Raw genomic sequence first — 13,112 nt, forward strand, 5'->3', positions numbered from 1 at the left:
GAAGAAGATTGTTGCGCGGCGATGACGCTGTTAACCAGTCGCACCATGTTCAACGATGCCTCCTCGCCCATCGCCCTTCTCGCCTCTCGCCGATCGGGCAAACCGCGCGATATGGTCGCGCCCGGCCCTAACGCGTTGCAGCTACGCCAGATTCTGGAGATCGCGATACGCACCCCGGATCATGGCAAGCTGGCGCCATGGCGGTTCGTGGTCGTCGGCGCCGAACAGCGCGATGCGTTCCGCAATGTCCTGCGCCGCGCCTATCTCGACGGCAAACCCGAAGCCGGCCGTCTGGAACTGGAAGCGATCGACCAGTTTGCCGGTCAGGCGCCGACGCTGGTCATTGCGCTAGCAAAGCCCGCCCATGCCAGCCACATCCCGTTGTGGGAGCAGGAATTGTCGGTGGGTGCTGCCTGCATGAACCTGCTGACCGCCACCCACGCGCTGGGATTCGTCGGCGGCTGGCTGACGGGATGGGCGGCCTATTCGGATGCCGTGCGCGACGCATTTGGTGGCAAGGACGAACGGATCGCCGGCTTCATTTTCATCGGAACGCCGTCGCGCGCGCTGGATGAACGGCCCCGCCCGGATTACGAAGCCGTCATTTCGGAGTGGCAACCAGACATTGCTTGACGCGCGCTGCTGTATTATTACAGCATAACGCTGATGACCCAGGAATCCCGCCCCGTCTATCTCCGCCTGCGCGATCATATCGCGGCCGCGATTCTCGATGGCACCTTTGCCGATGGTGATCCCCTGCCCTCGGTGCGCGCCTTTGCCGCCGAACATGGCGCGAACCCGCTGACCGTCGCCAAAGCCTATCAAAGCTTTCAGGATGACGGCCTCGTCACCGTGCGCCGCGGTGTCGGCATGTTCGTGGCCGAAGGGGCGACCCGCCGGCTGCTCAAGGCCGAACGCGACGCCTTCCTGATCGACGAATGGCCGCGCATCGCCGCGCGCATCCGCCGGCTTAACCTCGACCCGGCCGACCTGCTCGATCGGGTTCCCGGCTAGGGCCGATCGACCTGCTGGGCACCACGCCCACCCAAAAGCGCCGTCACCCCGAACATGTTCTGCGGCCCACCGTGCGGCAAGCGCCGGGGTATGGAACTGTGGCCTCCGCGTTCGTGGAGAGGTGGACCCCGGAACATGTCCGGGGTGACGGAAGGGAAGAAGTCCGCATTTAGTGTTTCCCGCAGGCCAGATCAGCCCCTGCAAGAAATTCGGGCTTCCGTCGGGCGCGATCAGGCGGCATGGGCTGGCGCGAATATGAAAGGGAACCCACCCATGCTCATCGCTCTCTTGTCCGGCGACGGAATCGGCCCCGAAGTCACCGAACAGGCCGTCCGCGTTCTCAAAACCGTCACTGGCGACCTGCTGACCTTCCGCGAGGGCCTCGTCGGCGGCGCGGCGTACAAGGCCGTCGGCCACCCGCTGCCCCCGGAAACGCTGGAACTGGCCGGCAAGGCCGATGCGATCCTGTTCGGTGCGGTCGGCGATCCCGATTGCGATGCGCTGGAACGCCACCTGCGCCCGGAACAGGCGATCCTCGGCCTGCGCAAGCATCTCGGCCTGTTCGCCAATCTGCGCCCGGCCAAGCTGTTCCCCGAACTGGCCGACGCATCCGCGCTGCGCCCCGAAGTCGCCGCCGCGATCGATCTCGTCATCGTCCGCGAAACCAATGGCGATGTCTATTTCGGCGAAAAGGGCCACCGCAAGACCGCCGATGGCCTGCGCGAAGGCTATGACGTGATGTCGTACAACGAAGCCGAAATCGCCCGCATCGCCAAGGTTGGTTTCGAAACCGCGCGCGCGCGGCGCGGCAAGCTATGTTCGGTCGACAAGGCCAATGTGCTCGAAACATCGCAGCTGTGGCGCGACGTGGTGATCGAAATGTCGGCCGACTATGCCGATGTCGAACTGTCGCACATGTATGTCGATAACGCCGCGATGCAGCTGGTGCGCAACCCCGGCCAGTTCGACGTGATCGTCACCGGCAACCTGTTCGGCGATATCCTGTCGGATCAGGCGTCGATGTGCGCCGGTTCGATCGGCATGCTGCCGTCCGCGACGCTCGCAGGCTCCGGCCTCGGCCTGTACGAACCGATCCATGGCAGCGCGCCCGATATTGCCGGTCAGGGCAAGGCCAACCCGCTGGCGACGATCCTGTCGGCGGCGATGATGCTGCGTTATTCGCTGAACAAGCCGGCCGAAGCCGACCGGATCGAAGCCGCCGTCGCCAAGGCGCTGGCCGGTGGCGCACGTTCGCCCGATCTGGGCGGGTCGATGACGACCACGGCGATGGGCGACGCGGTGCTCGCGGCGCTCTAAAGCGTTCGGGACATGGGGTGGATGACCGAACCGGCCGTCCACCCCATTGCCGTCTTATCTGGCCAGTTCCTGCGCGATCGCCGCGCTTAGTTCCGGGCCATCGGGCGTCGTTTCCGGGGTAAAGCGCCCGGCCACACTGCCGTCGCGCGCGATCAGGAACTTTTCGAAGTTCCACATAACGTCGCTCGGATTTTCGCGCTTGATGCCATAGCCCGCCAGCTTCTCTTCAAAGGCGGGATCGCTGGATTGCGCCGTGGGTGCGGCATCGATCAGCCCCTGATAGAGCGGATGGCGATCCGCGCCATTGACCGAAATCTTGGAAAACATCGGGAACGTCACGCCGAAGTTGATTTCGCAGAACTGGGCGATCTCATCATCGCTGCCCGGTTCCTGCGCGCCGAAATTATTCGCGGGGAAACCGAGCACTTCAAAGCCCTGGTCGCGATATTTTTCGTACGCCGTCTCCAGCGCTTCATATTGCGGGGTCAGCCCGCATTTCGACGCGACGTTGACGATCAGCAGCACCTTGCCGGCATAATCGCCCAGTTTCGCATCGCCGCCGGCGATCGTCGTCAGCGGAATATCTTGAATTACGGCCATTCTGTCTCTCTCCTGATCTTCGGCGCGACCATATTGACGCCAGCGAAGCGCGCAAGAGCCGCGCTGGCGGATTGACGCGGCTTGCCCCGCCGCTGCAAAGCGGGTCCATGAAGAAGCTTACAGGACAGAACCGTTCGATCACCTCGCGGTGGCGTCCCGCTACCCAGGCGGTGCGCGGCGGTACCGCGCGAACCAATTATGGGGAAACCAGCGAAGCGCTGTTCCTCACGTCCGGCTATGCCTATGATTGCGCGGGCGACGCGGCGGCGCGTTTTGCCGGCGAACAGCAAGGCATGACCTATTCGCGCTTGCAAAATCCCACGGTCGAAATGCTCGAACAGCGGATCGCCCTGCTGGAAGGCGCCGAAGCCTGTCGCGCAATGGCCAGTGGCATGGCCGCGATGACGGCCGCCCTGCTCTGCCAGTTGAGCGCGGGCGATCACGTCGTCGCCGGCCGTGCCGCTTTCGGATCGTGCCGCTGGCTGACCGATTCGCTGCTGCCGCGCTTCGGCATCACCACCACGATCGTCGACGCACGCGACAATGATGCGTGGAAGGGCGCGATCCAGCCGAACACCAAGCTGTTCTTCTTCGAAACCCCTGCCAATCCGACGCTCGACATCGTCGATCTCGAAGCGGTGTGCCGGATCGCCAAAGACGCCGGCGTCACCACCGTCGTCGACAATGCCTTTGCCACCCCGTTGCTCCAGCGGCCGATGGATTATGGCGCGGATATCGTCGCTTATTCCGCCACCAAGATGATGGACGGACAAGGCCGCGTGCTGGCGGGCGCCGTCTGCGGCACCCGCGAGTTCATCGACACCACCCTGCTGGCTTTCACGCGCAACACGGGGCCAACCTTGTCGCCGTTCAACGCGTGGGTGGTACTCAAAGGGCTGGAGACGCTCGACCTGCGCATCCAGCGCCAGAGCGAAAATGCACTGGCCGTCGCCCAATTCCTTGAAAAGCGCGTGCCGCGCCTGCTCTATCCGGCGTTGAAAAGCCATCCCCAGCACGACCTCGCATGCAAGCAGATGTCGGCCGGCGGCACGATCATGGCGATGTATCTGGATGGCGGACGCGAACAGGCGCACGCGCTGCTCGACGCGCTGGAACTGGTCGACATCTCGAACAATATCGGCGATTCTCGTTCACTGATGACCCACCCCTGCTCCACCACCCATGCCGGCCTTACCGCCGAAGTTCGCGCCGAAATGGGCGTCGAAGAAGGCATGTTGCGGCTGAGCGTGGGATTGGAGGACCCTGCCGACATAATCGACGATTTCGATCGCGCCCTGCGGACGATCGGGCTGTGACGGCCGTGGACGCGCTCTTCCCCCACAGCGCCAGAACGCGCGACGTGGTGGTGCGCGTCTCGGTCAGCTTCCTGCCGGAACAGTCCGAGCCGGCCAAGGGCCGTTGGTTCTGGACCTATCATATCCGGATCGAAAATCACGGAAACGGCGCCGTTCAGTTGCTTACCAGGCACTGGGACATCGTTGATGGACGCGGTGCACGGCACGAAGTGCGTGGCGAAGGGGTGATCGGCGAACAGCCGGTGATCGAACCGGGCCACAGCTACGATTATGTTTCAGGCTGTCCGCTGCACACGCCAACCGGGGCAATGGAAGGCAGTTACCATATGGTGCATGAAGACGGTTCCACCTTCGACGTGCGCATACCGCGCTTCCAGCTTATCGGTCCGGCGGTGGCGCAATGAAGCGGACGCACCTGCCCCTCAACGGCCTGCGCGTGCTCGATGCCGCGGCACGCCATCTGTCCTTCACCCGCGCGGCGGATGAACTGGCCGTAACGCCGGCGGCTGTCGGCCAGCAGATTCGCGCGCTGGAAGACACGCTGGGCGTCGTCCTGTTCCGCCGCACCGCCAAGGGGCTGGAATTGACACCCGAAGGGGCGGCCGGCCTTGATGCGCTGCGCGCGGGCTTTCTTCAGTTCGAAGATGCCGTGCGCGCGATGCAGGCGGGGCAATCGTCCAAGACGCTCACCATCGCCGCCCCGCGCGATCTGACGGCCAAATGGCTGAGCACGCGGCTGGCCGCTTATGGCCGCGCCGATCCCGATCTGCGTTTCGTGCTGGTTGCCGCCGATGACGAACTGGATTTCACCCAGGCCAATCTCGATCTGGCGATCCGCCTTGTCGACGGGCCGGGCGAACATGAAGGTATCGCGTTGCCGGCAGACGGCTTCGTCATCGTCGGCACCGACAGCGGTGGCGAAGCCCTGATCGGCTGGCCCGGCTGCCCGCAATCGGATGGCGTGGCGGCGCCGCTCACCGTCGCCGATGCCGGCCTTGCGATCGACGCGGCCGCGGCAGGCTTTGGCCGCGCCTGCGTTCCCGCACTGCTCGCACAGGCCGATATCGCCAGCGGGCGGGTACGGGTCTATGCCGATGAAGGCCAAGGCCCGACTTACTGGCTGCTCGCGCCATTGCCGCAATGGCGCCAGAAGAAAGTGAAGGAACTGGTCGCCGCACTGCTCGCCTGAATGCGATCACGCGATTTCCGGCCGAACAAGCGGCTGGCCGGGAAAGAATGGAAAAAATGGGCGCAACAGGCGTTGCATCGGCCGAAACCAACCGTTAAAGGGTGCGCGCTCGGGCGAGGGGCTGTAGCTCAGATGGGAGAGCGCTGCAATCGCACTGCAGAGGTCAGGGGTTCGATTCCCCTCAGCTCCACCAGCCCGATAAAGCCGCGGAAAACCGCCAATCTCCTGAAAATCCGGCTGCCCCTGTTCAGATCGGGTCTCGACACACAAGCCCGCTGACCGTGCTGGGATCGCCCCAGCTTACGCAGAGAACGAACACCCCTCCGCCTTCATATTGGCAATGGTTCGTCAAGATCGCCGAGCAGGCCGTTGAGCGGCCGATGTCGCGCGGCCAACGCATGAATCTTGCCAAAACGGGGCGGCGTGATTTGTCACGCCTTCGCCCGCATTCACGGCCCGCAGGGACGTCATCGCCGTGCCGTCATGTCTTTCAAACGGCCAGCACGCCCGTCGCAACCGTCACGGCCGCGCCGCCGACCGTAACGCCACCTTCTCCATCGATGGAAATCCGCACCCGGCCATCCCGGCCGACGCAACCCCCCTGTCGCGCCACATAGCGTGAATTACCCGGCAGCATCCCGCTGCGCGCCTGGAACAGGGCAACGCTGCCATTGCCGCTGCCGCATACCGGGTCCTCATCCACGCCGGATGATGGCGCAAAGGATCGCACTTCAAGGCCCCCGTCGGGATAGCGTGCGAACAGCGACACGCCGGTCACGCCCAATCGCGCCTCCAGCGCTGCCATCCGTGCAAAATCGGGGCGGAGGGAAAGCAGGGTTTGCGGGTTTGCCACCTCGGCGACAATCCAGACTGCCCCCACGTCGATGATGGCCGGTTGCGGCGCCCGGCGCACAGGCTGGCCGATTATGGCATCCAGCAGATCGACATCGTCAGCCACCAGCGGCGTCAGCGTCCCCGCCGGCAAACCGAAATTCAACAAGCGCTGGCCATCAACCGTGTCGCACTGGATGGTGACGAGGCCGACCCCACATTCCTGTACGATCCGCGTCTGGCCGGCCGGCACGATCCCCGCCTCGATCGCGGCATGGGCGCTGCCCAGCGTCGGATGGCCGGCAAAGGGCAATTCGTTGCGGGGTGTAAAGATACGCAGGGTATAATCGGCGGCATCGCTGGTCGGCGGCAGCAGGAAAGTCGTTTCCGACAGGTTCGTCCAGCGGGCGATCGCCTGCATCCGCGCATCATCCAGCCCGGCGGCATCAAGGATGACGGCGACCGGATTGCCCAGCAGCGGTTCTGCGGAGAAGACGTCGACGACGGCATAGGATCTGGTCATGGCATCTCTCACGTGAAGCTTGGGCTGTCGGCGCGACGGCGCTCCAGCCCGATTATGACGATGGCGGCGACGATCGCCAACGCACCGGCAATCATGAAGGCTGGCGAATAGGTGCCGGTCTGCTGACGGATCAGCCCGGCACCGAACGCGGCCACCGCCGCACCGATCTGATGCGCCACCAGCACCCAGCCGAATATGATCGGCGCATCCCGCTCGCCGAACGACTGGTTGGCCAGCATCACCGTGGGTGGCACGGTCGCGATCCAGTCGAGGCCATAGAAGATCGCGAACACGGTCAAACTCACCGGGCTGAAATCGATGAAGGGCAAGGCCAGCAGTGATGCGCCGCGCAGGCCATAATAGATGGCAAGCAACCGACGCGGATCATAACGGTCGGTCAGCCAGCCCGATGCGGTGGTGCCGATCAGGTCGAAAAACCCCATCATCGACAGCAGGCCGGCGGCCGCGACCGGGGCAATGCCATAATCGCCACAAAAAGCGATCAGGTGCGTACCGACCAGTCCGTTGGTGGTGAGGCCGCATACGAAGAACGTCCCCGCCAGCAGCCAGAAAATCGGCTGGCGCATGGCGCGGGTCAGCGCTTCAATGGCCAGCCATGGCGTCGGGCGGCCTTCCACCAGCGCGGCCGGCGCACCCCCATCCGTCGCGCCGAACCGCGACACGCCACGGTCTTCGGGTCGTTCGGGCACGGCCAGCGCGACGATCGGGATCAACACCGCGCAGCCCAGGCCAACCAGCAGGACCACCGGCCGCCAGGCACCGTTTTGCGACAGCCACGCCAACACCGGCAGGAAAATCAACGCGCCCGTCGCGGTGCTCGCGCTCAACAGCCCCATCATCAACCCCCGCCGCGTCGCGAACCAGCGATTGACCACGGCTGCGCCCAGCACAGATGCGACAGCGCCCGAACCGATGCCCGAAAACACGCCCCAGCTCAGCACATAATGCCAGGGCGCCGTCATCCACAGGCTGGCGAAGGTGGACACGGCCATCAACGCCAGCCCGGCCAGCATCGTGCGCCGGATCCCGAAACTCATCATCAGCGCGGCAGCAAACGGGCCGACGATCCCGTACAGCAGGATGCCGACGGCGGCGGCCAGCGACAGGGTTGCCCGGTCCCAGCCGAAATGCGCCTCCAGCGGCAGCATCAGCACCGCCGGCGCGGACCGCAGCCCCGCCGAAATCAACAACGCGAAGAAGGTGACGCCGACGACCAGCAAGGCAGGGTGAAAACGGCGGTGCACAGTCGACATAGGCCAGTTTCTCCGGCGGCGGGGCTTTGGCTCCCTAATATGGAATCCCCGACTTGCCGAACGAGGAACATTGGCAGCAGATGTGAATCAATCTAACAACTTGAGGATGTATCGCCCGCCATCGCTTCAAACCCTTCGCGCCTTTGAAGCCGCCGCACGCCACCGCAGCTATTCGCGGGCGGCCGAAGAACTGGGCATCACCCATGGCGCGATCAGCCACCGAATCCGCGAACTGGAAGCCCGTCTGGGCACGATCATGTTCGAACGCCGTGGCAACAGCATGGAACCGACCCTGGCGGCGCGGCGCCTGCTGCCGACATTGCGCCAGTCGCTGGATCTGATCGCGGGCCTTTTTCCGGCGCCTTCAGCGGCCCACCGACAGGTGCTGCGCGTCGGGCTGCTGCCATCTTTCGCGGCGCACTGGCTGGTACCCCGCCTTGATGCGTTCCACGCAACGCACCCCGATGTCGCCGTGGCGCTGGCCCCGACACTGGAAACCAGCCGGTTCGGACAAGGCGGCGTCGACGTCGCCATCCGTTATGGCAATGGCCAATGGCCGGGCTTGCGCGTCGAACATCTCATCGGCGACAGGCTCTTCCCCGCCTGCGCGCCCGGCTATCGCACGCGGATGCACATCGAAGGCCCCGACGATTTCAACCGCTGCCGCTTGCTGTCCAACAGCTGGCAAAGCTGGACCCCATGGTTCAGGCGCGCCGGCGTGAATATGCCGGAACCGTCCGATCCCGCCCCGTTCGATGATGCCGGGCTTATGATCGACGCGGCGATCGCCGGGCATGGCATCGCTTTGGTCCGGCAGGTTATCGCGCATGACGCGATCACCGATGGCCGCCTCGTCCGCCTGTCGCCGATCGATATTCCGTTCGTCGGCGGCTATCATTATGTCCAGCCGATGCACGCAACTCCCAAGGCGCATGCGATCGACACGTTCGGTATCTGGTTGACCGAACGACTTCATCTGGAATTTGGTGAACTGTCCGATCGTCGGCGGCCTGATCCATCCACCGCCTGACGGCCTGAAAGCGATATGCCGATTGCGTGGCGGTGCGCACTGGCACCCGACTTCAGCCCCATGATATCCATCACCATTCCGTTCACGGTTTGCACCGCGAACCGCTGCTGCGCGATCCGACGCGAGCATGCACCCATTACCCCCGCCAGCGCCGGTTCGCGGCAGAAACGCGCCATCGCCTGCGCCAGAGCCGAACTATCGCGCGCGGGCACAAGAAGGCCGTTCAGGCCTTCGCATACGGTTTCCCGGCATCCCGGCGCATCGGTGGTGACGATCGCGCGGCCGGCCGCCATCGCTTCCAGCACCGTCCTGGGCATCCCTTCCCGGTAACTGGGAAGCACGAAGACCGAACAGGCGGCGAGAAATGGGCGGACATCGCGCGTTTCCCCCAGATATTCGACGATGCCCTGTTTCTGCCATTGCTCAAGCTCTGCGGGTGAAATGGCCGCGGGGTTGGGATCAAACGGACCGAGAAGCTGGAATCGGGCCGCCGGATAACTGCGCCGAACGATCGATGCGGCGGCGACAAATTCACGCAGCCCCTTATCGTGCAACAGGCGCGCTATGAGCAGGAATATGGGGCCACCGACAGGCAGCGGCTGCGCTGCAAAATAGGCCATATCCACACCGGATCCGGGCACCAGCACAATCTCGCGCGGCGCGCGTGCGATCCCACGATGCCGCAATTCGTCACGATCGTCGGCATTGAAGGCGATGATCGCCGACGCCCGGCCCACGGCCACGCTGTACAGTGCCGCCACCATATGCCGCAGCCAGGGATGGCCCTGTTCGGAAAATGCATAGCCAAGGCCGGTCACCATCGGGAAAAAACGCCCCCGGCGCAGTATCCGATGGGCAAACCCGGCATAGATGATCGGTTTTTGCGTATAGGCCAGGATGATATCCGGCCGTTCATCCCGAAACAGGCGAACAAGCGCCATCAACGTCCGCGCATCTTCGATGGGGTTGAGGTTCACCCGGCCCATCGGGATGGATCGGAAACGCGCGCCCATCCCCCATAGCTGTTCGATGACGGCCCCGTCCTCGCCCGGCGCGCAGGCGAGCACGTCGTGCCCGGCCGCGATCATGTCGGCAATCAGCCTGCCCCGGAAATTGATGAGCGAATACGCCAGGCTAGCGATCACAACGATCTTCATGTCGCACCAGCCACGCCAGCCGGCGCCCCTGCGCCTTGTCGCAACCGCCAGCGTTGCAGGACCGCCGCATAGAGCGCCGCATAACGCTGCGCGACGGTGGCGAGCGAAAACATCCGCAGGACGCGTTCTCGTCCGGCACGGCCCAGATTGCGTCGCGCATCGGGCGGAAGTGACAGCAAGCCGGCGATTGCGGCCTGCATCGCCGCGACATCTCTGGGCGGCACTGCCCGGCCGCAGTCGCCGATGATCCATCGTGCGTCGCCAACATCGGTCGCGATGCAGGGGACACCGCTCGCCATGGCCTCGCCAATGATATTGGGAAACGCTTCCCCCCAGGCCGACGGCAGGACGAGCAGATCTAGCCCTGCCAGCCATTCGCCGATGTCGTGGCGTTGCCCGGACAGGGTGATCCGGTCCGCCGCCGAACCGGTGCTGCCGGCTGCGTGATGCTGGTCCGGCAGATGCTCCATCCCCGGTCCCACGATCAGGAGATCGGCGTCCATCCGATCGGAAGCCAGCCGGCGCACCGCGTCGATCAGCAGGCCCGGATCCTTCATGGGATGATTGCGCGCCACCATGCCGATTATCGGCCGTGTCCCGTCGACAGGAAACAGGCTGAGCAGTCGGGCGCGAGCGTCCGGCCGCGGCCGAAAATGATCGCCATCGAAGCCATTGGGAATCACTGTCGCGCGATCGAGATCATAACCCAGCGCGCCATATTGCGTCCTGGCCACATGCGAATTGAAGATGATCGCATCGATGTGCCGGGACAAGCGGGCACTGTGCCGCAACACCGCACGCGTCGCGGGCTTTTCATAAGCGATGTCGTGCAGAGAATGCCGCACATTCCAGATGACCGGTCGGCGCGGCCAGTGCATCCGGGCGGCGTACCAGGCGGCAAGGCCGGCATGATGCATCCAGCCGACGAACAGATCGGGTGCAACGGCACGCGACAGCCCGACCAGACGGAAGAGCGCAGCCGGCGTCGGCACGCCACCGCGCATGCCCAGCGTGTGTACCGGAACCCCTGCCCGCGCCAGACGCAGGCCCAGCGTTCCAGCCGACATCAGCGACAATATCGATTGTTCATAACCGCCAAAAACATCGTCGCCAGCGCCGACCAGCCGTTCGAGCATCGTTTGTGCCCCCCCGATTCCGGTGGCGGTGATGACATGCATCAGCCTGATCCGGTTTGCGCTGTCGTGGAAACCGGGATGCGCCACGTCTCCACTCCCGCTTCAGGCTGCCGCATTGGCTGCGGCATAACTCCGCGTCGGATCGGCCCGCTGATCGAAACCCTGGCGTTCGCCGGAAAGAACCGCCTCGCCCGCCATCAGCCCGGCAAAGGTCGCCCAGTCGGTGCCCGGCCGGTAGACGTGATAGAGATTCCGGTACGGGCGAATTTCGCCGAGCATCCGCAATCGCGCATTCTCCTGCGCTTCCCGCCAGCTTGCGGCCGCGTTGCAGCGGTCGAGCCGGATGACCATGGAATCGCGAATGGCGGCCGGATCGATCAGGCTGCTGCGGGCGCACTCGTCAATGGCAAGACGGGTCCACGCGTCGGACGATCGATCCAGTCGTGGATCATCCCCGTCCAGAAAGAATTCGATGCAAAGGGCCGTTCGACCAGGGGGCACCATATCGCCGTTGAAGGCCGCATAGTTGGTTATCCGGCCGCACTGCAGCGCGGTGTCGTTGACCTCAAGCCACGCATGGGGGAACCGTGGCGGCGCATCCATGAACAGATAGACAAGCAGCACGGCCCGCCGCCGCGCCGGTGGCGCCTGCCCCGCTTTGCCGCCGCCAAGCAGGGCGACAAGATCCTCCACCTGAAGGCTGGAAATCACGTTTCGGGCCTGGAAGCACACACAGCCGGTCGGCGTGCGCACAAAGATATCCGCGATCCGGCCCTCCGCGCAGGCCATCGCGAAAACCTCGCTGCCAAAATGCACCTTGATACCCGCCCGGCTGATATCCGCGATCAGCCGGCCGCACACCTGGCCAGAGCCGCGTGCCGGATGCCGCCACACGCGCTGATCCGAAGCACCGCCCTGCGCCGCCAGCTTCATGCCATGCGCGATCGCGCCGAAGGAATGGGACCGCGCAGCCTGCCCTTCGGCATGAACTTGCGGGACCGGGAGTTCGGCCCATCGCTGGCCGCGGAATTTTTCCCAATAGCCTTGCGCCAGCGCCCGGGCAAAGCGCCTGCCCGCACGCTGATACCAATATTCCTGATAATTGCGGGGTGCCCTGACACCATTGATCAGCCAGGCCCGGCCCAGATCGACGCCACCAGATAAGAGGGCGCCGAACGGCATACCACGCCGAATCCCCCGAAATGCACTCGACATTTCAAGTATCCGGCCATGGTAGAGGCTACCCACCCGATGGGAATAAACGCGATAATCATCGTCGAGCAGCTTGTTCCAAAAAGCATCGACCTCGGGGATCCGCGAATAAAGTTCCTTCCGGCCCAGATCGACGATGAACGGGCCGCGTCTGATCGAACGCATCAATCCGCCAAAATACAGCGACTTTTCAATAATGAATGGCTTGATCCCCGCTTCGGCCAGCCGGTGTGCCGCCGCCAGCCCGGATGGGCCGGCACCGATGATCAGCGTATGCGTCCGACATATCGGCATGGAGTTGTTTTCGGGCAATGGATGCGCGCTGGTCATCGCCGCCTCCCCCGCCAGGCATTTTGCCGAACGTTCCTGCCATGATGAAATATTATACTGTCATCATACAATCAAAGAATCACACCATTCTAAAAGGATTATGCCTACCACCTATGATCACAGGCTTGATTCCGAGCGAATAGTTGTTGCAAACCCGATACAAATCTAATCTTCCGTTCCAAT

At 64.1% G+C, this 13,112-nt stretch carries 13 protein-coding genes and 1 tRNA gene; 8 read left to right on the forward strand and 6 right to left on the reverse strand.

Annotation, left to right across the window (positions count from 1 at the left end; genetic code table 11):
* Window positions 1–45: 45 nt before the first annotated feature.
* From KC8_RS07850 to leuB, 3 genes are all read left to right on the forward strand, one after another.
* Window positions 46–633 carry a nitroreductase family protein gene (locus tag KC8_RS07850; protein ID WP_029624851.1) on the forward strand — a complete coding sequence of 196 codons (588 nt, stop codon included), beginning with the start codon at window positions 46–48 and terminating at the stop codon, window positions 631–633.
* Window positions 634–666: 33 nt separating this feature from the next.
* On the forward strand, window positions 667–1,014 hold the full coding sequence (locus tag KC8_RS07855) for a GntR family transcriptional regulator (protein WP_010127780.1): 348 nt from the start codon (window positions 667–669) through the stop codon (window positions 1,012–1,014).
* 273 nt (window positions 1,015–1,287) lie between these two features.
* Window positions 1,288–2,331, forward strand: a complete 1,044-nt coding sequence (gene leuB / locus KC8_RS07860) for a 3-isopropylmalate dehydrogenase (RefSeq protein WP_010127781.1) — start codon at window positions 1,288–1,290, stop codon at window positions 2,329–2,331.
* 54 nt (window positions 2,332–2,385) lie between these two features.
* Here leuB and KC8_RS07865 read toward each other — a convergent pair whose 3' ends face one another.
* Window positions 2,386–2,931 carry a glutathione peroxidase gene (locus KC8_RS07865; protein ID WP_010127782.1) on the reverse strand — a complete coding sequence of 182 codons (546 nt, stop codon included), beginning with the start codon at window positions 2,929–2,931 and terminating at the stop codon, window positions 2,386–2,388.
* A gap of 107 nt (window positions 2,932–3,038) precedes the next feature.
* Between KC8_RS07865 and metZ the strand changes: the two genes are divergently transcribed.
* The 4 genes from metZ to KC8_RS07885 all read left to right on the forward strand — a co-directional run bounded on the left by metZ (window position 3,039) and on the right by KC8_RS07885 (window position 5,629).
* Window positions 3,039–4,247: an O-succinylhomoserine sulfhydrylase gene (gene metZ / locus KC8_RS07870; RefSeq protein WP_010127783.1), complete on the forward strand. Its 1,209-nt coding sequence runs from the start codon at window positions 3,039–3,041 to the stop codon at window positions 4,245–4,247.
* 5 nt (window positions 4,248–4,252) lie between these two features.
* The gene (gene apaG, locus KC8_RS07875) at window positions 4,253–4,651 is read left to right on the forward strand and encodes a Co2+/Mg2+ efflux protein ApaG (RefSeq protein WP_029624852.1); all 399 of its coding nucleotides are present in this window, start codon (window positions 4,253–4,255) and stop codon (window positions 4,649–4,651) included.
* Window positions 4,648–5,436 carry a LysR family transcriptional regulator gene (locus tag KC8_RS07880; RefSeq protein ID WP_010127785.1) on the forward strand — a complete coding sequence of 263 codons (789 nt, stop codon included), beginning with the start codon at window positions 4,648–4,650 and terminating at the stop codon, window positions 5,434–5,436. The genes apaG and KC8_RS07880 overlap by 4 nt, the downstream gene beginning before the upstream one ends.
* Window positions 5,437–5,553: 117 nt before the next feature.
* Window positions 5,554–5,629, forward strand: a tRNA-Ala gene (locus tag KC8_RS07885).
* 297 nt (window positions 5,630–5,926) lie between these two features.
* Here the strand turns inward: KC8_RS07885 and KC8_RS07890 are convergent.
* Window positions 5,927–6,790, reverse strand: coding sequence for a PhzF family phenazine biosynthesis protein (locus tag KC8_RS07890; RefSeq protein ID WP_010127786.1), 864 nt, complete (start codon window positions 6,788–6,790; stop codon window positions 5,927–5,929).
* 8 nt (window positions 6,791–6,798) lie between these two features.
* Window positions 6,799–8,064 (reverse strand): MFS transporter, encoded by a 1,266-nt coding sequence (locus tag KC8_RS07895; protein WP_010127787.1) that lies wholly within the window; start codon window positions 8,062–8,064, stop codon window positions 6,799–6,801.
* 106 nt (window positions 8,065–8,170) lie between these two features.
* Between KC8_RS07895 and KC8_RS07900 the strand changes: the two genes are divergently transcribed.
* Complete coding sequence (locus KC8_RS07900) at window positions 8,171–9,094, forward strand: LysR substrate-binding domain-containing protein (RefSeq protein ID WP_050805472.1); 924 nt, start codon at window positions 8,171–8,173, stop codon at window positions 9,092–9,094.
* On the opposite strand, the gene KC8_RS07905 is transcribed toward KC8_RS07900, so the two are convergent.
* The 3 genes from KC8_RS07905 to KC8_RS07915 are packed head-to-tail and all read right to left on the reverse strand — an operon-like array spanning window position 9,037 to window position 12,929.
* Entirely contained in the window at window positions 9,037–10,251 is a 1,215-nt protein-coding gene (locus tag KC8_RS07905) for a glycosyltransferase family 4 protein (RefSeq protein ID WP_010127790.1), read from the reverse strand. The genes KC8_RS07900 and KC8_RS07905 overlap by 58 nt on opposite strands.
* Window positions 10,248–11,474: a glycosyltransferase gene (locus tag KC8_RS07910; RefSeq protein WP_050805473.1), complete on the reverse strand. Its 1,227-nt coding sequence runs from the start codon at window positions 11,472–11,474 to the stop codon at window positions 10,248–10,250. Before KC8_RS07910 ends, KC8_RS07905 begins: the two co-directional genes overlap by 4 nt.
* 15 nt (window positions 11,475–11,489) lie before the next feature.
* Window positions 11,490–12,929: an NAD(P)-binding protein gene (locus tag KC8_RS07915; RefSeq protein WP_010127792.1), complete on the reverse strand. Its 1,440-nt coding sequence runs from the start codon at window positions 12,927–12,929 to the stop codon at window positions 11,490–11,492.
* Window positions 12,930–13,112: the final 183 nt, after the last annotated feature.

It is taken from the genome of Sphingomonas sp. KC8 (assembly GCF_002151445.1).
Lineage (GTDB): Bacteria > Pseudomonadota > Alphaproteobacteria > Sphingomonadales > Sphingomonadaceae > Sphingomonas_E.